Annotated in this window: 19 protein-coding genes and 1 rRNA gene; 4 read left to right on the top strand and 16 right to left on the bottom strand. The window is 40.6% G+C overall.

From position 1 onward, the window contains the following. The first annotated feature begins 178 nt into the window (after positions 1-178). The 3 genes from A9479_RS15050 (at position 179) to A9479_RS15040 (ending at position 2,186) form a co-directional block, all read left to right on the top strand. Entirely contained in the window at positions 179-706 is a 528-nt protein-coding gene (locus A9479_RS15050) for a LuxR C-terminal-related transcriptional regulator (protein ID WP_064663863.1), read from the top strand. 122 nt (positions 707-828) lie between these two features. Then, a complete protein-coding gene (locus A9479_RS15045; RefSeq protein WP_064663862.1) occupies positions 829-1,743 on the top strand; it encodes a M14 family metallocarboxypeptidase in 915 nt (304 codons plus the stop codon). Between the two features lie 35 nt (positions 1,744-1,778). Next, positions 1,779-2,186 carry a hypothetical protein gene (locus tag A9479_RS15040; RefSeq protein ID WP_064663861.1) on the top strand — a complete coding sequence of 136 codons (408 nt, stop codon included), beginning with the start codon at positions 1,779-1,781 and terminating at the stop codon, positions 2,184-2,186. Between the two features lie 44 nt (positions 2,187-2,230). On the opposite strand, the gene ccoG is transcribed toward A9479_RS15040, so the two are convergent. The 10 genes from ccoG to A9479_RS14990 all read right to left on the bottom strand — a co-directional run bounded on the left by ccoG (position 2,231) and on the right by A9479_RS14990 (position 15,298). Then, positions 2,231-3,613: a cytochrome c oxidase accessory protein CcoG gene (ccoG, locus tag A9479_RS15035; RefSeq protein WP_064663860.1), complete on the bottom strand. Its 1,383-nt coding sequence runs from the start codon at positions 3,611-3,613 to the stop codon at positions 2,231-2,233. 153 nt (positions 3,614-3,766) lie between these two features. Then, positions 3,767-5,185 carry a sigma-54-dependent Fis family transcriptional regulator gene (locus tag A9479_RS15030; protein WP_064663859.1) on the bottom strand — a complete coding sequence of 473 codons (1,419 nt, stop codon included), beginning with the start codon at positions 5,183-5,185 and terminating at the stop codon, positions 3,767-3,769. A gap of 55 nt (positions 5,186-5,240) precedes the next feature. Further along, entirely contained in the window at positions 5,241-6,542 is a 1,302-nt protein-coding gene (locus A9479_RS15025) for an AarF/ABC1/UbiB kinase family protein (RefSeq protein WP_064663858.1), read from the bottom strand. Between the two features lie 64 nt (positions 6,543-6,606). After that, positions 6,607-7,161 carry a DUF1439 domain-containing protein gene (locus A9479_RS15020; protein ID WP_024601178.1) on the bottom strand — a complete coding sequence of 185 codons (555 nt, stop codon included), beginning with the start codon at positions 7,159-7,161 and terminating at the stop codon, positions 6,607-6,609. A gap of 90 nt (positions 7,162-7,251) precedes the next feature. After that, complete coding sequence (locus tag A9479_RS15015) at positions 7,252-9,936, bottom strand: DUF349 domain-containing protein (RefSeq protein ID WP_064663857.1); 2,685 nt, start codon at positions 9,934-9,936, stop codon at positions 7,252-7,254. Then, positions 9,926-10,207 carry a YeaC family protein gene (locus A9479_RS15010; RefSeq protein WP_013464607.1) on the bottom strand — a complete coding sequence of 94 codons (282 nt, stop codon included), beginning with the start codon at positions 10,205-10,207 and terminating at the stop codon, positions 9,926-9,928. The genes A9479_RS15015 and A9479_RS15010 overlap by 11 nt, the downstream gene beginning before the upstream one ends. A gap of 1 nt (position 10,208) precedes the next feature. After that, positions 10,209-10,535, bottom strand: coding sequence for a hypothetical protein (locus A9479_RS15005; protein WP_008114079.1), 327 nt, complete (start codon positions 10,533-10,535; stop codon positions 10,209-10,211). A 123-nt stretch (positions 10,536-10,658) separates the two neighbouring features. Then, positions 10,659-12,161: a sodium:alanine symporter family protein gene (locus A9479_RS15000; protein WP_064663856.1), complete on the bottom strand. Its 1,503-nt coding sequence runs from the start codon at positions 12,159-12,161 to the stop codon at positions 10,659-10,661. A 373-nt stretch (positions 12,162-12,534) separates the two neighbouring features. Continuing rightward, a complete protein-coding gene (locus A9479_RS14995) occupies positions 12,535-13,662 on the bottom strand; it encodes a M14-type cytosolic carboxypeptidase (protein WP_064663855.1) in 1,128 nt (375 codons plus the stop codon). Between the two features lie 193 nt (positions 13,663-13,855). Further along, on the bottom strand, positions 13,856-15,298 hold the full coding sequence (locus tag A9479_RS14990) for a glyceraldehyde-3-phosphate dehydrogenase (RefSeq protein ID WP_013464603.1): 1,443 nt from the start codon (positions 15,296-15,298) through the stop codon (positions 13,856-13,858). Between the two features lie 172 nt (positions 15,299-15,470). Between A9479_RS14990 and A9479_RS14985 the strand changes: the two genes are divergently transcribed. Beyond that, positions 15,471-16,268 carry a DUF2989 domain-containing protein gene (locus A9479_RS14985; protein WP_064663854.1) on the top strand — a complete coding sequence of 266 codons (798 nt, stop codon included), beginning with the start codon at positions 15,471-15,473 and terminating at the stop codon, positions 16,266-16,268. Positions 16,269-16,309: 41 nt separating this feature from the next. On the opposite strand, the gene ihfA is transcribed toward A9479_RS14985, so the two are convergent. The 6 genes from ihfA to rrf all read right to left on the bottom strand — a co-directional run bounded on the left by ihfA (position 16,310) and on the right by rrf (position 22,630). Then, entirely contained in the window at positions 16,310-16,606 is a 297-nt protein-coding gene (gene ihfA, locus A9479_RS14980) for an integration host factor subunit alpha (RefSeq protein ID WP_008114070.1), read from the bottom strand. Positions 16,607-16,608: 2 nt separating this feature from the next. After that, complete coding sequence (pheT, locus tag A9479_RS14975) at positions 16,609-18,996, bottom strand: phenylalanine--tRNA ligase subunit beta (RefSeq protein ID WP_064663853.1); 2,388 nt, start codon at positions 18,994-18,996, stop codon at positions 16,609-16,611. 15 nt (positions 18,997-19,011) lie between these two features. Next, complete coding sequence (pheS, locus tag A9479_RS14970) at positions 19,012-19,992, bottom strand: phenylalanine--tRNA ligase subunit alpha (RefSeq protein WP_013464600.1); 981 nt, start codon at positions 19,990-19,992, stop codon at positions 19,012-19,014. Between the two features lie 82 nt (positions 19,993-20,074). Further along, positions 20,075-20,785, bottom strand: a complete 711-nt coding sequence (gene hda, locus A9479_RS14965; RefSeq protein ID WP_024603126.1) for a DnaA inactivator Hda — start codon at positions 20,783-20,785, stop codon at positions 20,075-20,077. Beyond that, positions 20,785-21,840: a DUF2066 domain-containing protein gene (locus A9479_RS14960; protein WP_024603125.1), complete on the bottom strand. Its 1,056-nt coding sequence runs from the start codon at positions 21,838-21,840 to the stop codon at positions 20,785-20,787. The genes hda and A9479_RS14960 overlap by 1 nt, the downstream gene beginning before the upstream one ends. Before the next feature lie 675 nt (positions 21,841-22,515). Beyond that, positions 22,516-22,630: ribosomal RNA gene (gene rrf / locus A9479_RS14955) — 5S ribosomal RNA — on the bottom strand. Positions 22,631-22,812: the final 182 nt, after the last annotated feature.

The raw sequence follows: 22,812 nt of genomic DNA, 5'->3' as shown, positions 1-22,812 counted from the left end.
TTGTAAAATTTAACAGCATTTAGTTTGTTCACATTTGATTAATTTTATAGAATCAACCATGACTTTTTTAGACGGTTAAATCATTAGGCAAATGCCTTAACATGCTTATAAACCCTTATTTTGGCAGTACAGTACATATGTCCATTGCAAATTTAACCTACTGATATTAGAGAACTTAATGAAAGATAAAATAATCGCAGCAACGCTATTGGTGATCATGGTGTTAAATTTTTTTGACGTGATCATGGATTTAAAATTAGGGGTGCCGCAGTGGCATATTTTTACTGAGAGCTTAATTGTGATTATTTCTGGCTTGGGTGCTCTGTATTTAATTAAAGATATTAACGCGCGAACTAAAAAAATTATTAACCTTAAGCGCGAATTACACAGTTCTGTGACTCAGTTAAACAACATATCGCAGGAAATGAAAGACGCGCGTCATCAATACAGTGGTGTTATACAAACGCAGTTTTCTCAGTGGACACTCACTCGTAGCGAGCAGGAAGTAGCTATGCTATTACTCAAAGGGCTTAGCTTTAAAGAAATTAGCGCGCTTAGAAGCACTAAAGAAAAAACAGTACGCCAACAAGCATCAGACATTTATAGTAAAGCCGATGTAGAGGGCAGACATGAGTTTGCCGCATGGTTTTTAGAAGACTTTATGCAACAAAGGCACTATCCGCATTCAAGCTCAGCCATTAACTAATGCAGTGACTATCGCATATACTTGCGCGCTATTTTAGTCAGCGTTAAGCTAACGCTTTATTTTCGTCATTATGGTCTATGTGCTCTATAGCCCGCAGAGATAATTCAACGTAAAGGTTTAATATGAATAACAGTAGTTACCCAATTGGTACGCCTGGTGAGAAGTGGAACAACAATAATAAAATCCAATGGCTTGAGGCACAAAAAATTAAGCGAAGCTATCAACAAGAAGTCGTAACATTAATTGATGAACTTAAAAGCACCCTAGAAGTACAGCAATACGGTGAGCTTAATTATGCCGCAGGTAGCTACCCTTTGTACGCGTTAAAAACCACTAATTTTGATACAAACAAAGCCACAGTTTTAATTACTGGCGGCGTACATGGCTACGAGACCAGTGGTGTACATGGCGCTTTAAGATTCGCTAAAACATTGGCAAATCAGTATGCTGAGCACTTTAATATTGTAATTACCCCCTGTATTAGCCCATGGGGTTATGAAACAATTAATCGTTGGAACCCAGATGCGGTCGACCCTAATCGCTCTTTTTATAAGGGCAGCCCAGCGCAAGAATCTGCATTGGTAATGAATTATGTGCAATCTTTAAATACTGATTTAATCGCGCATATCGATTTACATGAAACCACTGATTCAGATAACAGTGAATTTCGCCCTGCACTTGCAGCGCGCGAAGGTAAAATAAATACTAATTGGAATATTCCAGACGGTTTTTATTTAGTCGCTGACAGCAACAAACCAGAGCCTGCTTTTCAAAAAGCTATTATTGAATGTGTTGAAAAGGTTACACACATCGCTCCAAGCGATGAAAATAAACAATTAATTGGTGTACCTCAAGAACAATTTGGGGTAATAAACTATGCAGCAAAAGAGTTAGGTTTATGCATGGGGTTATCTGATGCGACCTACGTTACAACCACGGAAGTTTACCCAGATAGTGCAACGGCCAACCCTGAAGAGTGCATATTAGCGCAAGTTGCGGCAATTTCGGGTGCGTTGGACTACATTATTAATAAGTGAACGGTACACTGGATAATAAATAAAAGGAGCGGCTATTGAAATTTGAAAATAACTACGGCAGTTATAGCTTGCGCGTTGAGGGTAATATAGTTATTGGGCAGTTTAAAGGTAACTTAAATCCTGAGTTATTAAACCATTTTAAAGCCGCTCTATTAAATATCATTGAACCGTTTAAGCATTTACCCTGGGGTTATATTAGCCACTCCCCAGAAGTGATTGCTGCTACCCCCGATGCAGAAAAAAACATGGTAGATGTAAGCCAAACAATGGGCACTAATAACTGTTTGATCAGTGCGTTTGTCCTCACCTCACCTATTGCTATAAGGCAATTACAGCGGATTATGCACAGCTCAGGCCGTGATGCTCATTTACAAGATTGCTTATTTGATGACTTGCCAAGCGCTAAGGCATTTATAAAAAGTCAGCTTACCTCAGCCGAGTAAATTAATTACACGACCGAGGTATAGTCAACGAAAAACCGAATAGGCTAGTTTTTATAAAACTGACTCTCTTTAGTAATTGAAATGCTATTGTCCTCTTGTGCGGTGATTTTAAACTGCAGCTTACTCACCTTCGTGGGTATATCATATCCATCGGCAGTAACCGTTACTGGAACATTTTTCATCAACCCTGGCTCTACCAACACGGCGTTAGGACTTTGCAAGCTCGCACCTTCTAACCCACTAATTGAAATAGAATAATGCAGAGGTTGCTGCGTTTTGTTAATGATGGTGAGTGTATAAGGGTTTTCCACTAAGCCTTCGTAATTTACCCGATACAATGCGTTTCTATCTCTAAGTACTGAGGCTTCGATAGGCGTACGTTGTAACATCCAAGCAAACATAGATAAAATTAATAGCGCAGTTAACGCCCCATAGCCTACAAGTTTAAGCCTAAATGGATTAGTTTTTTGCCCAGCCATTTGCTTTTCACTGGCGTATTTAATTAAGCCTTTTTCGTAGCCAAACTTATCCATGGTATCGTCACAGGCATCAATACATAAGCCACAGTTAATACATTCATATTGCAGTCCATTGCGAATATCAATCCCAGCAGGACATACTTCAACACATAAGTTACAGTCTACACAGTCACCTAAATTAAGCGCTTTAGGATCGGCTTTACGTTTACGTGGGCCGCGGTTTTCACCTCGTTCGCTATCATAGGTTACCACCAGCGTGTCTTTATCAAACATAACAGATTGAAAGCGCGAATACGGACACGCTACTGTACACATTTTTTCTCGTAAAAAACCTGCGTTGCCATAGGTACAAAATGCAAATAAAAACACCCAAAAACTGGTGATCCCAGACCATTCAAAATTAACCATTTCTAGGTATAAGGTTTTAGCTGGAATAAAATACGCTAAAAAAGAAGTGGCAGTTAAGAGTGAAATAACCAGCCATGCACTGTGCTTAATAATTTTTTTACGCCACTTGGTAATATCCCATGGGCTTTTATCAAGCTTAATACGCTGGTTACGCGTCCCCTCAATACGTTGTTCCACCCAAGAGAACATCAACATCCAAATTGTTTGCGGGCAAGTATAGCCGCACCACACACGGCCAAGCCAATTGGTCACAAAAAATAACGCAAACGCCCCCACCATAAATAGCATGGCGAGAATCATAAAGTCTTGAGGTAGTAAGGTTAGGCCAAAAATAGTAAACTTTTGGGTGGCAACATCCAATAAAACCGCTTGCTGACCGTTATATTGAATCCAAGGAATGGCGATAAAGCTGAGCATTAGCAGCCAACCTAAATTACGGCGTATACGCTGAAAAAACCCTTTTTGCTCGCGTATATAAATCGGCCCTTCTTCTTTGTAGGGCTTAATGATCATGTCTTCTTCTTTAATATCAAACTTCATGTTACTTACTTAATAGTGACGGGTATTAAGTACGATTTTGCAACTTTCAGACCACAGTGAAAGTTAATTTAACTTATTGATATTAATTGATTTTACACATACCACCAAAGCGAAAATTCGCGACATCTAACGACATGCACGATATATCGCGAGTTAACGAGTACGATGCACTGCTAATTTTCGCATTTTTGAGCGAAGCGTACTCTCAGGTAAGCCCAACTTATTTGCCGCGCCTTGTTCGCCTGCAATTTTCCAGTTACATAACATCAGTACGGAGATAATATGCTGCCTTTGCGCCTCATCCAGTGTAAGCGTTGGGTTAACAGCATTCGCATCACCGGCTTTTAGCGGCTGACTTAACTGCAGTGTGGGTTGTGTAGATAAAATAGCTTCTCGCTCTAACACGTTTTGCAGCTCTCTGATATTGCCGGGCCAGTCATAGGCTTGTAGTTGCCTAATAGCTTTGTTACTTAACCCCTGTAATTGCTTACCTAGCCGCTTGTTTATTTGAGCAATTAAGTTTTGACATAAAAAAGGTATATCTTCTTTTCGCTCTTTTAGTGCTGGTACTTTGATAGGAAACACGTTCAAACGGTAGTATAAGTCCATTCTAAACTGCCCTGCTTGTACCATTTCCCACAAGTTACGATTGGTTGCAGCAATGATACGAATATCAACTTTTAGGGTTTGGCTGCCCCCTACTCGCTCAAATTCGCGCTCTTGTAATACTCGTAATAATTTACTTTGTGACTCTAACGGCAGCTCTGCCACTTCATCTAAAAATAAAGTGCCCTTATCAGCAAGTTCAAAACGCCCTTTACGTCGCTCATTTGCGCCGGTAAACGAGCCTCGTTCGTGTCCAAACAACTCCGATTCTAATAAGCTAGGGGTAAACGCCGCACAATTAACTTTTATAAACGCCTGCTCATTGCGCTTGCTTAATCTATGTAAGTTACGCGCCACCAGCTCTTTGCCAGTACCGTTTTCGCCAAGTATCAATACCGTACTGTCGGTTTCGCTCACTAACTGTATTTGCTGCAACATACGTTGAAATACATCACTGCGCCCTACTAGCCCTGAGTCTTGCCAATCCTGATTTAGCTCGGCAGTAAGGTAGTCGTTTTCATCTTTGAGCTGCTCGCTTAAATGCTTTACTTGCGATAAAGCATCTTGGAGCGCGGTTTGGGTTCGCTGCTGCGCTGATATATCGCGAAAAACAGCCACGGCACCAATAAGCTGGCTATTTTTATAAACAGGCGTGGAGGTATATTCAACAGCAAAGGCGCTGCCATCTTTACGCCAAAATACTTCGTTTTTAACCTCGCGGCGTTTGCCGTCAAACATGGTGCAGTAAATTTGGCATTCATCGGCAGGGTAAGGCGTGCCATCTGCATGACTGTGATGATGATATTGATGTATTTTTTTTCCTAATAATTCATCGGCCGTCCACCCAGTCATTCGCTCTGCGGCTGGGTTTACAAACACCGCATTACCAGATAAATCAAATCCATATATGCCCTCACCTACCGCATTAAGTAATAAAGTAGGATCGTTTAAAAAGTTTTTTATCATTGCAGACCTCGTGAAATATCGCGAGTATTATGCCAATTCTCTCTTGCTTTAGCACCTAGTAATGGCTAAATAATGCCTTAATATCTATTTTTGCTTCTAACCGTGCTGCAATTAAATACAAGCCAGCTAGCTTGCGGTGAACAAACAACGCATCAACAGGAGGCGTATGCCATTGCTGCGACTGTGCGCTTAACTGCAAGCCTGCATCTTTAATATTGCTAGCAAGCGCGCTATTTTTAAAATCAAACTCGCCGTTATAGCGCAGTGGCTCGCAGGCCATTAAAAATAAATCAATCACTTTTTCTTTGTAATTGTCTTTGAGCGAATCTTTAAAATAGCCAATATCGGTGGCGGCATTGAGCACCCCTTCACGATCGTTATTACTACCGGCTTTAAATAAAGCTAAATAGGCACTACTTAGCGCTGGGGTAATTTCTCGTGTGGCACCAAAATCAAATAACACTATTTTTTGTGATTCAGGTTGGTAATGAAAATTTGCAAAGTTAGGGTCGGTTTGGATTAAATTAAAGACAAACATTTCTTTAAAAAATAAATCAATCAGTTGCTCAGCAACCCGACTTCGCTCTGATTGTGGTAAATATGTAATGCCCTCTATCGGCTTGGCATCTACATACTCCATAGTTAGCACTTGCGCAGTACTGTGCTGGGGATACACGCTAGGGACTTTGAAATGCGCGTTATCTGCTAACAGGTTTTTGTAACGTGCTAAATACTCAGCTTCTCGAGTGTAGTCGGCCTCGGCTAATAGCTGTGCTTTGGCTTCTGCCACTAAGGGTTTAATATCCAGCTCTTTAGGTAATAACCGCGATAAGGTAAGTAAAGTGATCACGTTATCTACGTCACTCACTACACTTTTTGCGATTCCAGGGTATTGAATTTTAACTGCCAGCTGCGCGCCATTTTCTTTATAAGCTAAATGAACCTGGCCAATGGACGCCGCCGCAAACGGCCTGAGCTCAATATGAGAAAAACGCGATAACCAATCCTCTCCCCACTGCTCTTTTAAAACACTAACCAGTTGCTTATGTGGCATCGGGTTAGCATCTGAGCGCAATAAAGACAGTAATTGAGCAAGTTCGGGAGTTAATAAGTCGCCCGCATCCATTGAAAGCAGCTGCCCAAGCTTCATTGCCGCACCGCGAAGATGCGATAGCTGAGTGGCTAGGTTTTCAATATTTTTAGGCTGAAGCAATAAGCTTTTATTATCCCAGCCTTTACCAGAAAGCGCACTTTTAGCCCCGCCCACTAACATATTCGTGGCGACGCCAGTGGCTAATGAGCCTAACTTTGCAAAACGTGAAAGTCGAGATGTGGGAACGGATCGCTCATTAGCCATAATTAACCTAATCTATTAATAATAAGGTCAACCTATACGTTTTATTGCGCTTATTGGATCTAAATTATAACCGAGGCACTAGCTTAATAGCGCCTTCGACTACTTTTAAATCTAAGGGTAAATTACTTAACAGTGCCATTTTAGGGTCGTTCATATTTAACTTATAAACAGGGTTAACCGCTAAAAATGCATTCATGACATCCATCGCCTCGTTATCCAGCACTTCTAAATTACCTTTAAAGCCACCGGCATCAATGCTTGAGTCGAGTAACTTAACATTACGTAAAAATACCGCTTTTTTCTCGCTGTCATAAAAAGGAGTGCCCTGTATTTGCAGCTTTAAGCGCACTGGGTACTTTAATGCAAAAGCATTAATCTCGGCGCTAGAATCTGCACCTAATAAAACATAATCACTATTATCTGGGCCAATATTAACGCTTAAATCATTCACATCAAACTGCACAGGTAAGCCCATCAGGCTAACTTTTTCACTTAATTTAGGTAACTCTTTATTTAGTAACGACTCAACCTCTGAATTTGTAAATGAATAAACCGAAATACCCTGCGTACTGTTACAGGCAGTTAAAAATAATAGTGAAATAAAAACAAAAATTTTCATGCAAAACCCTATTCATTAATCGTCTTGGCAGTAAGTAGCCATAATAAAAAACCGCTTTAATAGCGGTTTTTTTATTTTAGTTGATAAAAGTCAGTTTACAGCAAAAATAACTTTTAACCTTGCTAGTGTGTCAGTTTTGACTGAACCTTCGCTGAGCGCTATTAATTGCTTTAAATAATAGTTTAAATCAGCGTGGTCACCGCGGTGTTTGTCATCTAGCATTGCCACTTGCTCAACCATTCTCTGCGCGGAATCATGCGAACTAACGTTGGCTAGTATTTCCATACGCGTGAGCAACTGCTCGGTACTTAATGCCGTTTTTACCGCACCAGTAAACTGGCTTGGCACCGGATCATTATTCTCAAGCGCAACAAATAATGCATCTAAGTTAGCCTGCTCATTTTTAGCAACTAACCCTGTTAGCTTTTCATCTATGGCTGACAACAAAGCGGATACTTTAGGCGTTAACGATTTAAATGACTTATACCCTTTAACTTTGGTTTGCAAATCAAGTAACTGGGCTTTACCTTCAACACTATTTAAAGCCGCCTCTAGCTCATTAAGTTCAGCTGTAGCCTGCTTATCTGACTCACCTTGCTCGCGTTTTTGCTGCTCAAACTCTTCGCTGCGTTTAGTGAATGTTGCATCATTAAACTCACGGAATTTTTGCCACAGTGCATTCTCAGCTTTTAAGCCTGCAAAACCTATACTCTGCCATTGTTGCTGTAACTGCTTTAACTGCTGACACGCCTCTGCTAGATTGTCACTTTGCGATAGCTGTTGCGCCTGCTCAACAAGCTCATTTTTAAGTGCAGCATTGCCTTTGTGAAACGCATTAAGTGAAGATACAACAAGCTGCTGCTCTGCCTTGTAACGCTCGTTTAATACGCGGTATGTTTTAGGATCAACTTTACCTACGCTACGCCATGCTTTTTGTAATCGGTTATAGTGACTTTCAAATTGTTTCCAATCTAAATCAGCATCCTCTGTCGCTTGTAAGTGCAGCGAATGAATTTGCGCTATTAGTTGCTCACGCTCTACTTTAGCCGCTTCTCGCTGGCTTTCTTGTTCTGCAAAATAACTGCGACACGGTGCAAACAGAAGCTCAATTTTTTCATCAAACTCATTTCCTTGCTGCTTTTCTTGCTCTGTATCAAGGCGTCCAAGTTCGTTCCAACGCTTGCGAAGTACTTTAACTTGATCAGCGCGCTGTTGTGGATCGTTACACGGCTCATCAACTAACGCTGTTACTTCTTCTAAAAGTGCTGCACGTTTTGGTGCGGCCGCATATTTTTGCCAATCTTTAGCATCGGCTAATTGCGCTTCTAGGTCGGCTTTTAAATTAACCAACGGTTGTTGATATTTATCGGTCAATTCGTTAAATAGCTCTTCGAAGCCTTTAAATACACCAAATGCAACGTTAAAGCGCCCTTCTTCAATTAAACGTTTTACATCACGTGCCTTGCGTTTAGCTTGGCTCTGGGTTTTTTCAAGCGGCTTAGTGAGTTCGCTCATTGCGGCTAAAAATTGCTTTTTATGGCTGTTAAGCTGAGTTTTGAATGACGCTTGTAAATCAGTGCTAAGTACATTTAGGTGACTACGTGCAGTTTTAAATGTGTCATTGAACGCTGTTAACTGTTGATCGTAATCACTAAGTTGCTCTGCAGGTTTTATTTCAATAAGCGTACTGTAGGCAATTTTATATTCTTTGATCGCCGTAGTTAGCTCAGGTAACTTGGCTACTTGTAAAAATAGTTGCTCAAGCTTATTAATCACTTGTTTTGATTGCTGATCAGCCATCAATTGCGTTTTATCTAGTGTGTCTTTTGCTTGTGCTACTTTTGCATTAAGCCAATCTTGCTGAATTTGCTCTGGGGTTTCTAATCCAAGTTGCAATGCATTTTCAATTTCTTCACTTAATGCTTCTAACGTAGCTAACGCTAACACTTGGCGCTGTTGCTGCGCTAAACGTTGCTGCTCTATTTCATGTTGCGCTTTTAAGGTTGCAATGTGTGCATCGAGCTTATCGGTAATTGAAATATATTTAGCATCAAGGGTTTTTACATGTTCCTCACTTAGCCATTTTAATTCTAGAGCTTGCCACTGTGCCATAAGTTCGGCAGCTTGTGGGTCAACAATGGCGTAGTCATTTTTATCACGAAGTGCATTAAGCTTGGCTAAAATAACACGGGTTGCGTTTTCAACTTGCGATGGCATTTCAAGCGCTAAACGCTCGTTTTCAAGATGACTTTCAAGAGCAACTTTGGCTTCACCTTGAGCATGCTTTAACAGTGCTTTAGTTAGCTGCTGTGTAATGACTAAATCTACTAACTGTTTTTGCAGCTCTTCGTTTGCTTCTTTAAAGGCTTTCTCAATCAGTTTAGGGTTAGCTAGGCGTTTTAATAGCTTAACTCTCACTTGCAGTTCTTTTTCAGCAAATGCTAGTTTTTCAAGGGTTTTAACTGGTGCAAAGCGTTCAATATACTCATTTTTAATCTGCGCCGATAAGCTACTTTCACTGTTTAATACAGCCGATGAGATTTGTTGTTCAGCAACATCTTTCAATGCCTGATCTTGTTTGTAAGCTTTCCACCACAGTGGTAAGTCGTTTACTTTTTGCAGTGCTTTACGACGAATTTCAGCCGATGAGTCTTCAAGGGCTAAAGTGCTTAAAATTGTTACGTCACGTGCCACATCAAGTTTTTCAATCGCATCTAAACGAACTTGTTGCTTTGGGTGTTTCCATTTTGGTGTAAAAAGGTGTTTAAAGATCATTTTCACTGAACCTAGCTATTTCGTTATCTGATTTGAATTCTTTTTGTAGTTGCGCTTTGGTTTTTTGGATCATTTCTCCATTTGCACCAATGGTAAACTGCTCGTTTGATTGTGCTACTTTTGCTTGGTACAACATCACTAGTTGCACTGTTTGTTGCTTTTGCTCATCTGATAAAGGCGTGCCATCTGGCCACTTTCCCGTTGCCGCGCCATACTGTAAGCGCTCAAATAATTCTGGAGTAATATTCTGTACTAGGTTGTCAATATTCATGTCATTTTTTCTTTTTCAGAGTCACTAAAATAATACGGTTAATAAGGTACCAAATACAGCCAATGCCAATGGCCGAGGTATACGCATACCACTGAAGTGTTTTTTCTTGAGGTTGTAGGAAGTACAAACAAAAGAAGCCACCTAAAAATAAGATCAGCGCTAAAAAGGAGTGGTTCATAAACATTTGCTGCTTTTTAATTCGCTGCTCACGTTGAAGTTGTTGAACTTGCTCGGCATTTAATTCAGCAACGTTACTTTGGCAATGTGGACACTGCGGATGTTTATCTGAAATTGATTTTGCACATTTGGGGCAACGAATAATCGCCATACATCTCTCTCCATACTACGCATAAAAAAAGCGCCTTTCGGCGCTTTTCATTGTACTTGTTTTATTGCTCTTTGTCTTTTTTGAATTTAACCCAATAGTTCATATTAGGTTATTAGGGTCTGTTTATTCAGCGTCTTTTGATTGCTTTTCAAGACGCTTTTCCCAGAAGGTGGCGTTTTTAATCCCTAACTTAACTGGATCAAATGTGATTTGGCCACCTTTTTTCTTCTGGTCTTCATAATCGCTCAAACATGTTAAGGCCGGTTTAGCGACAAAGAAAATGGCTAATATACCCAATATATTGATCCACGCCATTAAGCCAACGCCTATGTCGCCAATAGTCCAAATATAACCTGAGCTATTAACCATGCCGTAGGCTACCATAAACATAATGACAAGTTTTACGGCTACAAGCGGAATACTTCCTTTAAAGTAGCGGTTTAGGTAAGCGATATTCGTCTCTGCAATGAAGTAATAAGCAAGTATGGTGGTAAAAGCAAAGAAAAATAAGGCGATGCCTACAAACGCCTCTCCAAAGCCACCAAATACACTAAACAACGCCATTTGGGTGAACGCTGCTGACCCCACTTCAGTTGCTGCATCAACGTTTTGTACAATGAATTGGCCCGCAGGTAATTCGCCAACAATGTTGTATTGCTGCGTTATTAAGATCATTAATGCCGTTGCTGTACATACAAAAAGTGTATCAACATAAACAGAAAAAGCTTGAACTAAACCTTGCTGTGCAGGGTGATCAACTTCTGCTGCAGCCGCTGCATGAGGGCCTGTACCTTGACCGGCCTCATTTGAGTATATTCCACGCTTAACACCCCAGCCAATTGCGGCACCAAAGCCTGCTTGAGCTGTAAATGCATCACCAATAATGAGTGAGAAAATACCCGGTATTTTGTCTAAGTTTATGAATACCACTATTAAGGCGAGAACGATGTAACCAAGCGCCATAAATGGCACAACAATTTGCGTAAAATTAGCGATGCGTTTTATACCACCAAAAATAATAAACGCTAAAACAATAAGAATAATAGCCAACGCAACGAGTTTAAAGCTGCCTACGTCACCAAAACTTGTAGAGACCATAGTGCCATCACCAAATACTTGAGTGAATGCATTACCTACAGCGTTTGCTTGCACCCCTGGTAAGAAAACCCCACAGGCTATAATTGCCGATACAGCAAATAATACAGCCAGCCACTTTTGTCCTAAACAACGGTCAAAATAATACGCTGGACCACCGCGGTATTGGCCGTCTTCTTCTAATTTATAAATTTGACCTAATGTTGACTCCGCGTATGCAGTACTTGCACCTAAAAAAGCAACAACCCACATCCAGAAAATAGCACCAGGGCCACCAAAACCAATTGCGGCTGCAACACCGGCAATATTACCAACCCCTACTCGGCCAGACAATGAAACAGCAAGAGCTTGAAAAGATGAGATCCCTTTTTCTGAGGTGTTAGGGCTAAATAATAGCTTACACATTTCTTTAAAATGTCTAACTTGAGCAAATCGAGTTAGTACGGAGTAAAATAAGCCTGCGCCTAGGCATAAATAGATGAGTGCATTACTCCAAACAACATCATTAACGGCGCTTACAAAAGCTTCCATGAACATCCTCACAGTTATATTTATTATTATTAATTACCATACTCTGCTACTCAGAATACCTGTCATAAGCTTTACGAAATAAGGGGTTAATCTTTTTCGTCTTTCTTATTGTTCAATCGATATTAACTTAAGTGCCCAACCTTGTTAACAGTTAATTTTCAAAACAACTTATTGTTTATTTATATTGAGCCTGCTAAGACAAGGTTTAACTAAGTGGGAATTGATTAAAATTATAGGTTATTAAATCTGTCGAGAAGGTGTATTGAAACGTTTTAGTGTGAAGGTGGAAAATGATTTTTATTTTTTGATACGGCCGGTTTAGCCTAAAATAAAAAGGGCATCAAAATTATTGATACCCTTTAAAACACGCGTTTTATCTTAAGTTGTCTACAACATTAACAATGGCTGCTAAAGTGTCTTGACCAAATTGATATGAACGGCGATCTGACCAGCCGTAATCTGGATCAGGTAAGTCATTATTATCTTTAAATGGCATTTCAACTGTGTAAGTAAGCGCTTTAAATTCTTCAGCGGTCGCTGATGAACCTACTGTTAAGTTAGCTTGACCTGGTTCGTCTTTATCGTAGCCATGCGTATCTTGAAACTCTGGAGTAATAGTTAAAAGCGCGGCTTTAAAGCTATCTTCTAAACCTTTTAAGCGTGCATCATAGCTTGGTATACCTTCGCTACCGGCAACAAAGTTATATGGAATAGCTTCATCACCATGAATGTCTAGGTGCATGTCTAAGCCTGCTTCGCGCATTTTATTAAGCACCAAGTAAACTTCAGGGCTGTTTTCCATGCTTGGCGTTTGCCATTCACGATTTAAGTTAACCCCTTTAGCATTAGTACGTAAGTGACCACGAGCACTGCCATCTGGATTCATGTTTGGCACGATATAGAATACCGCTTTTGATAGTAACGCTGCAGCATGTGGGTCTTCATCATCAAGTAGCTTGTGTAATAAGCCTTCTACGAACCACTCTGCCATAGTTTCACCCGGGTGTTGGCGAGCGGTAACCCAAATGACTTTTTTATCTGCACTTGGCTGGCCAATCTTAAGCACACTCATATCACGCCCATCTAGGGTTTGACCTAGCGTCTCTAACTGACAAAGCTCTTGGCTTTGTGCCCATGATAATAAATCTAAATGACGGTCGTAGCTGTAAGGAGCAAAATAGGCGAAGTAAACGCTGCTGCACTCAGGCTCAAGCTCAAATGTTAATGTGCCATTTTCATACGAAGACGGTACACGGAACCATGTTTGACGGTCGTATGAAGCGACAGCTTGGTAGTCTACCCAACCATCAGGGTATGCAGACTTATCAAGATTATTAATATTTAACTGATGAAGTTGATAAGGCGTTGTCTCAAGACGAAAGTGAAACCACTGATAAAACTCAGACTGATGATCTTTATTAATTTCTAGCTGAATATTTAACGGATCGGTGGCTTCAATAACTTTAATATTACCACTGTCGAAATTGCTACTGATTTTCATTACAACAAACCTATTAGTTAACTGTGTGTCTTTGACTAAGGCATTTAGCCAAGAGGTAAATACGTGTCACTGCACTTTAAAAGTGTATAAACGCGTACCCAATTTAATAAAGCGTACCATAACCGCTTCACTTTAAAAATCTTCAGGCCTAAAAAAGCCAGCAAGTGCTGGCTTTTCTTAATTGCTCATATGTTTATCGAGGTAAACTTGGGAATGAGACTTCTGCCATGTCGCGCATACAGCGAACTACCTGACAGCTATAACCAAACTCATTGTCGTACCATACGTAAAGTACTACGCGGTTATCATCAACAATCGTTGCTTGAGAATCAACAACACCTGCGTAACGGCTACCCACTAAATCGGTAGAGACGATTTCAGTTGATGCTGTGTAATCAATTTGATCACGTAGGTCTGAGTGAAGTGCTGTTTCACGTAAAAACGCATTAAGCTCTTCAACCGTTGTACTCTTTTCAAGGTTCAAGTTTAAGATAGCTAACGATACGTTTGGTGTAGGTACACGGATTGCGTTACCTGTTAGTTTACCTTCAAGCTCTGGTAATGCTTTAGAAACCGCTTTCGCTGCACCTGTTTCAGTGATAACCATGTTTAACGCCGCAGCACGACCACGACGTTCTGCTTTGTGGTAGTTATCAATTAAGTTTTGGTCATTAGTGTACGAGTGAACCGTTTCAACATGGCCATTCTTAATACCAAACTGATCGTTTAATGCTTTAAGTGTTGGCGTAATCGCATTGGTTGTACAGCTTGCTGCACAGACAATTTTGTCTTCCGGTAAAATATCTTGGTTGTTTACACCGTAAACGATATTTTTAATATTACCTTTAGCAGGCGCTGTTAATAATACTTTTGCAGCCCCTTTAGATTCTAAATGCTGACCAAGGCCGGCTTCATCTTTCCAGATACCTGTGTTATCAACGACTAATGCGTTTTCGATGCCGTAGGCGCTGTAATCAACTTCACTTGGCGAGTTAGCGTAGATAACTTGAATGTAGCTACCGTTCGCTTTAATTGCATTACGCTCTTTATCGATGGTGATAGAACCATTAAATGGACCATGGATAGAGTCACGACGTAATAAGCTTGCACGTTTCTCTAAATCGCCATCTTTACCGCCACGCACAACAATAGCGCGAAGGTTTAAATCGGCATACGGGCCTGATTTTTCAATTAATAAACGCGCTAATAAGCGACCGATACGACCAAAACCGTAAAGTACAACGTCACGCGGTGCTTTTGGTTTAGAGTCAACAATTTCAGCAAGTTCATCTTTAACAAACTCTTCTACTGAACGACCATTCGCTGCATCTGTGTATAAATAGCTGTATGCTAATTTACCAATATCGATACGGGCAGAATTTAATTCCATTTTGCTGATAGCTTCTAAGAATGGGAAGCTTTCACGTAGGCGCAGTTTAGTCCCTTCAAATTGAGCTACTGATTTGTGAGACTTGATAATATCAATAGTGCTTGAATTTACTAATGGACGGCCGTAAACAGCGATTTCGATACCACGATTACGGTACAATTTACCAATAATAGGCTGCATGCTTTCTGCGTAATCTTGACGTTCTTGCCAGCTACTTGTGTATTCTAACTCGTGAGATGAGGTCATTTTTTTTACCTAATTAAACAATTTTGAACGGATAGCCTAAGAATGCATCGAATTTTGAGAGCAACGCATTCCTTCGGGCAGGTCTATTCTAATTTAATCTCATTTTATTCTCTACTGTTAGAGACTAAAGTTTAGGCTAGAATAATACTTTATTGATAATTGAGAGACTCGGATGGCTTTTAAGCGCATAACCCTCGCCTTTGCAATGTTGCTTACAGGCTGTGAAGAATCTTTAACCGTTGAAGATATTTGCGTTGAATCGCCGGCCATGTGTAATGATCTTAACCAAGATAGTCACTGTAAAGCGCAGCGAGAACGTACTATTGTTTCTCGTCACCTTGAATCTTTACAACCAACCGATGAGCACAAATATCAATTACTTAAAGCGTTTGAGCATTACAATCAATGTATTGCTTTGGCAGCCAACATTCAGCACATAAAACTAAAAAGCAAAACCACGGCTCGCCGACATGCCCACTTAACGAGCATGAGGGAAATGGCGCGGATTTATCAACAGACAAAACACACCAGCCACCCGGGCTTGCTTTATTATCATTGGTCAAGAAACAATGACGAAAGTGCATTAACACGTTTGCTCGCTTTAGAACATACTGCAGAAGTTGAACAAAGTGCTGAGATGCAATTTTACTTGGCGTCTTATTACATTAAGGTTGATGAAGAAAAAGCGATTAATTTTTTATACAACACGCTAGCGCTGAATAAAGCCAAGCATGAACCGAACCCTGAAATATATATGTCTTTGATCAGCCTGTTTTATAAACATCAACAATATAAACATGCTTATATTTTTGCCAAAATAGCTCAGCTCTCTGGTATTGAACATATTGATATACTGTTAATTGAGCAGCAGTTAATAGCACAAGGAAAGAATTTAGAGAGTTTAGATAGGTTAGCCGAGCAGACTTTGCAGCAAATAGATCAAGGAACGTTTATTTCCCCCCGGAAATAATAAAACAGATACAAAAAAGGCAGCTTACGCTGCCTTTTTGTTTATTTTTTGCTTGTGCCTACTTCGACACGGGTTTTTAACTTTTGCCCCGGTCTAAAGGTAACCACGCGACGTGCTGAAATTGGGATATCTTCTCCCGTTTTCGGATTACGTCCCGGCCTTTCTTTCTTATCTCGAAGATCAAAGTTACCAAATCCAGAGAGCTTAATCTGCTCGCCTTTTTCAAGCGCTGAGCGGATTTCTTCAAAAAACGCTTCAACTAAATCTTTGGCATCTTTTTTATTGATCCCGAGCTTTTCAAATAGGTGTTCAGCTATGTCGGCTTTAGTAAGCGCCATATCTAGTCCCTCAACGATGCATTAAACTTTTCGGCCAGTGCGGCCACCACGTTATCAACTACCTGATTGATATCTTTCTCTTCGAGTGTTCTATCAACCGCTTGCAGTGTTAGAGCAATCGCCAAACTCTTATAATTTGGCTCAATACCTTTGCCCTTATACACATCGAATAAGTTTAGGTCAACCAATTGATTTCCGCCAACTTTTCCGATGACGTTTAAAATATCACCTATTTTAACGCTGTCTTGTACTAAAATAGCGATGTCGCGGCGATTTGATGGGAATTTAGACACCCCAACAGCCAGCGGTAAATTTCTTTTTTCTAATGCCGACATTTCAATTTCAAACACAAAAGTAGCGTTATTGATATCTAACGATTTTTGCGCTTGAGGGTGTAATGCACCAAAGAAACCTACTTTTTTTCCATCAACATAAATAACAGCTGATTGACCAGGATGAAGGCCATCTGATTGCTCGGCTTTAATTTCAAAGCGGCTAACATCATTGGTAATAGCAAGTAATGCTTCAACATCCCCTTTTAGGTCGTAAAAATCAACGTTACGTTTTTCTTCAACCCAATGCTCGCCATGCACAAGCCCAGTAATAACACCACCAATAACCGGCACTTGGTAAACGCCATTTTCTGCGCTTTCATCGCTGATAAATTTAAGGCCGTGTTCAAATAAGCGAATGCGTGGTTGCTGGCGGTTTTGGTTATAGGCAACAGATGCTAATAAGCCAGGCATTAAACTTACACGCATCGCTGACATTTCAATTGAAATTGGGTGCGGCAATACCAATGCATTACACTCAGGGTGTAAAATAGCTTGCGCTTTAGGATCAACAAAACTGTAAGTAATGGCTTCTTGATAGCCACGGGTTACTAGTGCATTACGAAAACGGCTCAGTGCAACAGTTGACTCATCATGTGTGGTCATTTTAAGTTTTGCAGTTGGTGCCACATTAGGAATACTGTTATAACCGTATACACGTGCTACTTCTTCAATTAAATCTTCTTCAATACGAATATCAAAACGGTAGCTTGGTACATCAGCGCTCCAGCTATCATTGTCAAATTTAACATCAAGACCTAAACGCGTAAGTATATCGGTTACTTTAGCATCGTCAATGTGATGACCAATAACACGGTCTAAACGTGAACGACGTAAACGCACTTCAGTTACTTTTGGTAGTTTATCTGCAGCAACAGCTTCAACGATTGGACCTGCGTTACCACCTACAATCTCCAGAAGTAACGCTGTAGCGCGCTCCATGGCATCGTGTTGTAGTGCAAAGTCGACGCCACGCTCATAGCGATGAGATGCATCAGTGTGCAAACCATAGCTGCGTGCTTGTCCTGCAATAGCCACTGGGTTGAAGAATGCACTTTCTAGTAAAATATCAGTTGTTTTTTCAGTAACACCCGATTGCTCACCGCCAAAAATACCAGCAATGGCTAGCGCTTTATGATGATCGGCAATCACTAATGTCGATTCATTTAATTTAGCCGTATTACCGTCTAATAAAACCAGCTCTTCACCTGGGGTTGCACTACGTACTTTAATTCCACCATCAATCACATTTAAATCAAATGCATGCATTGGGTGGCCAAGCTCTAATAATACAAAGTTAGTCACATCAACAACCGGATCAATTGAACGTACACCACTACGACGTAGCTTTTCAACCATCCATAATGGCGTCTCAGCGTCTAGGTTAATGCCCTTAATAACACGCCCTAAATAGCGAGGACATGCATCATCGTTAACCAACTCAATAGATACTTTGTCTTCAATTGTCGGGGTTACCGCTGGAATGCTTAATGTATTTACATCAATACTGTTAAGTACGCCGACTTCGCGGGCAAGCCCTTTAATACCTAAACAGTCGCCACGGTTAGGTGTTAAATCTACGTCAATAATGTTGTCATCAAGCGCTAAATATTCGCGTAAATCGGCACCAATAGGCGCATCAAGTGGCAATTCCATAATGCCATCGCCTTCTTCACTAATACCTAGCTCATCAAACGCACATAACATGCCGTGTGAAGGCTGACCACGAAGTTTGGCTTTTTTAATTTTGAAATCGCCTGGTAACACTGCGCCAACAGTGGCAACTGCAACTTTAATACCTTGGCGGCAATTTGGTGCACCACAAACAATATCAAGCAGTTCATCACCACCAACATTAATTTTTGTTACACGTAGTTTATCTGCATCAGGGTGCTGGCCACACTCAACCACTTCACCTACCACAACGCCATTAAATTTGGCTGCTGCCGGCTCAACGCCATCTACTTCTAAACCAGCCATTGAAAGCTGTTCCGAAAGAGCTTGCGTATCAATTGCAGGATTTACCCACTCTCTTAACCACTTTTCACTAAATTTCATTTTATCTCTTCACTCTTAACGGAACTGGTTTAGGAATTTTAAGTCATTTTCGAAAAATGCACGTAAATCGTTTACGCCGTAACGCAACATGGTTAAGCGCTCAACACCCATACCAAAAGCGAAACCTGTGTATTTTTCAGGATCGATGCCTACAGACTTAAGTACGTTAGGATGAACCATGCCGCAGCCTAATACTTCTAACCATTTACCGTCTTTACCCATCACGTCCACTTCTGCTGAAGGCTCTGTAAACGGGAAGAATGAAGGACGAAAACGAATTTCCATGTCTTCTTCAAAAAAGTTACGTAAAAAGTCATGTAAAATACCTTTAAGCTCAGTGAAGCTTACATCAGTATCAACCATCAACCCTTCCACCTGATGGAACATAGGCGTGTGTGTTTGGTCGTAATCGTTACGGTATACACGCCCTGGCGAAATAATACGCAGTGGCGGTTGCTCAGTTTCCATAGTACGAATTTGTACACCACTGGTTTGAGTACGTAAAACCAGCTTAGGATTAAAGTAAAAGGTATCGTGATCGGCGCGAGCTGGGTGATGCTCTGGTATATTTAACGCATCAAAGTTATGAAAATCATCTTCAACTTCAGGGCCTGATTTAACAGCAAAGCCAAGTTCACCAAAGAAGCTTTCAATACGCTCAATGGTGCGAGTTACTGGGTGCAAACCCCCCGATGGCATAACACGCCCAGGTAAAGTTACATCGATTGTTTCTGCTGCTAGTTTTTCTTCTAATGCTTTACTTGCTAACAATTCACGCTTGTCATTAATCGCAACTTGCACGTCTTGCTTAGCTTGGTTAATTACTTGGCCTGCTTCTTTACGTTCTTCAGGGGCAATTTTACCTAACGTTTTAAGTAAGCTGGTAATTTCGCCTTTTTTACCAAGATAGTTAACCCTGATCTCTTCTAGCTGCGCGATTTCACTGGCACTGGCTACCGCCTCAAGTGCTTGCGCTAATATGTTTTCTAAGTTCATTCGATACCTGATCTTTCACAGAAGGTGATTACAATTTAGTTAGCTAATGATAACTGAAAGCAGGGTCTAGATTCTAGACCTACTACAGCTTTAGCGTTGATTTTATAAAAGGAATAGTCAATTTTCGTTGTGCAGCCATGGATGCGTGATCTAATTTGTCTAATACATCCAATAAAGCACGCATATCACGACTCAAACGCGTTAATAAAAATCGCGCACATTCATCGCTCAGTTCAAGCCCACGCATATTTGCACGCTTAACCAGCGCCTGTGCTTTATCATCGTCACTCATAGAACGAATTTGAAACGTAGTGCCCCACTTTAAACGGGATTCTAAGTCGGGCAAGCTAATATTAAGCATGTTAGGCAGTAAATCGGCAGTCACTACCAGCATTTTATTGGGCTCATTAAAGCGATTAAAAAAGTTAAATAACGCTTTTTCCCATGCATCATTGCCTGCTACCAAGTGCACATCATCAATACACAATACATCCAATGCTTCAAGCCCATCTAAAACCATTGGTCCAAAATGAATGACCTCGCGCATGGAAAGCAGCATATTAGATAAGCCACGCTCTTGTGCCTGAATACAAGTGGCATATAGTAAGTGAGATTTACCAGAATCTCCTAAGCCACACAAATAGGTATACTGAAAAGAGTGAGCAAGCTTAGAAAAGCTATCTTTGAGATGATTTACCTCGAGTGAGTCTTCACCGCCAAAGTAGGATGCAAATGTTTCATCGTCCGGTAAAGTAACCGGCAATGCCATTTGTATTGGCTCTTGAGTTAGCATTAATTTACAACCCATTGATACTCTAGGCTTTGCTCATCAACTATGTGATAAAAAGCACGAGGATCAACATAGTCTTTAAAGGCGTTATCCAGGCCAAGGGCTTTTTTAAGGTCACTCACAGTCCCCGTATGATGAAGCTCAAACTCAACCGAATCGGGTGTTTTGCGTAGAATAACAGCTTGAGTTACTACGCTTAGATTCATTAAGCGGCGCTTAGCCAATTCAATATCAACAAAGCTCTCAGTCCCTTTTAAAGTTAAATTGGCAGTACGCTGCTCATAATAAGCATTAGGATCAATCGCATATTCACCAGCTAAACCTTGTGCTAAATCATCAATCATTTGCGCAACAATTTGCTGTCTATAGCCAGTGATACGGTTAGATTCAAACATTTCATCATTGGTAAAGCGCCAATCTAGTACCCAATTATCAGAGTTAAACGCTTGATACATTCTAGCAGTAATACTTCGCTCAGCACTGTAGCGTTTAGATGCCTCTTCTACAGGCCCAGAAAAATTTCCCCAAACTTCAGGGACACCAACAAGCCGTCTGTCTTGTAAATCGAGTAAAGGCACAACAACCGGTAAACCGCGGCGGCTTGCTTTGTCGTAAATCAGTTGCTCTAACTGAGGATAACTCTCTTGAGTAACCAGCTCTCGCTGCCTGTTATCTTCAATGCCTAACCAGATGGCAACCAGTGGGCGTTGAGCTCCCCACAACGGCAAATTAAGATCTTTTATTAGTGCATTGATCTTTCGCGCTTCAAATTTAACTAGTAACTTAAGCGTTCCAGGAATACGCTCATCGTATTCAAATTTCAGCATATAATCAGATATATCTTTGGTGCGTTGCTGTGCTATCTGATTTTCATCTGCACTTTTATCACCACTCACTTTTACTAGTACGTTAAGAAGCGCTTTGCGACTAGCGTCTAAACGCGCATCACGAGATTTATCTTCTACGACCAAAATATCTTGATATAGATCAGTTACTTCAACTGCAGATACAGAAACACAAAAGAAAATGGATAAGGCGCTAATTAATAATCTATACACAGGCAAATCAATATTGGTTTTAAACTGTTTTGATCCTAAATCAAAGCCACTAACAAAGCAAAATTATATTTTTACAGTGACTAAAGCTGCTGATTAAGTCGAACTTTCTTGTATTAAGAGTCGCTGCGCTACTTCGTAGCTATAAGGCAGTAGAATATCATGGTGCCACAACGATAGAGAATGCATAACCGATGCATGGAGTAGGCATTAGTCTCTGATCAATTCTCTTCCTTTAACCTATTACCTTTTACCTTGACCTGCATTTTCACTTTATTCCAAACACGAAAAAGCCCAACGACTGCTAGTCGGGCTTTTTCGTGTTTGGAGTCATGGTGCCGATAACGATAGAGAATGCATAACCGATGCATGGAGTATGCATTAGGCTCTGATCAATTCTCTTCCTTTAACCTGTTACCTTTTATCTTGCATCTGCATTTTCACTTCCTGCAGACGTAAAAAAGCCCGACTATTTCTAATCGGGCTTTCTCTAATTTGGAGCCTGGCAATGGCGTAGTGCCCAAAGCGTAGAGAGTCTCATAGCAAATGTATAGAGTCGGCATTAGGCGCTGATTCTTTTACTGTTACCTAATACCTTTCACCTCGAACCTGCATTTTCACTTTTCTGCAGACGTAAAAAAGCCCAACTATTTCTAGTCGGGCTTTCTCTTATTTGGAGCCTGGTAATGTCCTACTTTCACATAGCAAATGCTACACTATCATCGGCGCTGTTTCGTTTCACTACTGAGTTCGGCATGGGGTCAGGTGGGTCCAAAACGCTATTGTCACCAAGCAAATTTGGTGTTAATCCGTATCGCTACGCACTAACTAAAATTTGGAATTTCTGATAATAAAGTCTTCTAGTATCTACTTTAGTCTATTAACTTCTTCGCTTGTTTCACTATCACATAAAACGCGTTTGGCGTTGTATGGTTAAGCCTCACGGGTAATTAGTACAAGTTAGCTTAATGGCTC

Origin of the sequence: Pseudoalteromonas sp. MQS005, assembly GCF_001661605.1 — a bacterium.
In the GTDB taxonomy this organism is placed as follows: domain Bacteria; phylum Pseudomonadota; class Gammaproteobacteria; order Enterobacterales; family Alteromonadaceae; genus Pseudoalteromonas; species Pseudoalteromonas tetraodonis.
Note: the sequence above shows the minus strand (reverse complement) of the source record. Positions and strands in the feature narration are given on the sequence as shown.

Bases quoted from the DNA above. Each gene is read 5' to 3' on its own strand.
- A9479_RS15050 (WP_064663863.1), top strand. From the start codon at position 179: ATGAAAGATAAAATAATCGCAGCAACGCTATTGGTGATCATGGTGTTA.
- A9479_RS15045 (WP_064663862.1), top strand. From the start codon at position 829: ATGAATAACAGTAGTTACCCAATTGGTACGCCTGGTGAGAAGTGGAAC.
- ccoG (WP_064663860.1), bottom strand. From the start codon at position 3,613: ATGAAGTTTGATATTAAAGAAGAAGACATGATCATTAAGCCCTACAAA.
- A9479_RS15030 (WP_064663859.1), bottom strand. From the start codon at position 5,185: ATGATAAAAAACTTTTTAAACGATCCTACTTTATTACTTAATGCGGTA.
- A9479_RS15025 (WP_064663858.1), bottom strand. From the start codon at position 6,542: ATGGCTAATGAGCGATCCGTTCCCACATCTCGACTTTCACGTTTTGCA.
- A9479_RS15020 (WP_024601178.1), bottom strand. From the start codon at position 7,161: ATGAAAATTTTTGTTTTTATTTCACTATTATTTTTAACTGCCTGTAAC.
- A9479_RS15015 (WP_064663857.1), bottom strand. From the start codon at position 9,936: ATGATCTTTAAACACCTTTTTACACCAAAATGGAAACACCCAAAGCAA.
- A9479_RS15010 (WP_013464607.1), bottom strand. From the start codon at position 10,207: ATGAATATTGACAACCTAGTACAGAATATTACTCCAGAATTATTTGAG.
- A9479_RS15005 (WP_008114079.1), bottom strand. From the start codon at position 10,535: ATGGCGATTATTCGTTGCCCCAAATGTGCAAAATCAATTTCAGATAAA.
- A9479_RS15000 (WP_064663856.1), bottom strand. From the start codon at position 12,161: ATGGAAGCTTTTGTAAGCGCCGTTAATGATGTTGTTTGGAGTAATGCA.
- A9479_RS14995 (WP_064663855.1), bottom strand. From the start codon at position 13,662: ATGAAAATCAGTAGCAATTTCGACAGTGGTAATATTAAAGTTATTGAA.
- A9479_RS14990 (WP_013464603.1), bottom strand. From the start codon at position 15,298: ATGACCTCATCTCACGAGTTAGAATACACAAGTAGCTGGCAAGAACGT.
- A9479_RS14985 (WP_064663854.1), top strand. From the start codon at position 15,471: ATGGCTTTTAAGCGCATAACCCTCGCCTTTGCAATGTTGCTTACAGGC.
- ihfA (WP_008114070.1), bottom strand. From the start codon at position 16,606: ATGGCGCTTACTAAAGCCGACATAGCTGAACACCTATTTGAAAAGCTC.
- pheT (WP_064663853.1), bottom strand. From the start codon at position 18,996: ATGAAATTTAGTGAAAAGTGGTTAAGAGAGTGGGTAAATCCTGCAATT.
- pheS (WP_013464600.1), bottom strand. From the start codon at position 19,992: ATGAACTTAGAAAACATATTAGCGCAAGCACTTGAGGCGGTAGCCAGT.
- hda (WP_024603126.1), bottom strand. From the start codon at position 20,785: ATGCTAACTCAAGAGCCAATACAAATGGCATTGCCGGTTACTTTACCG.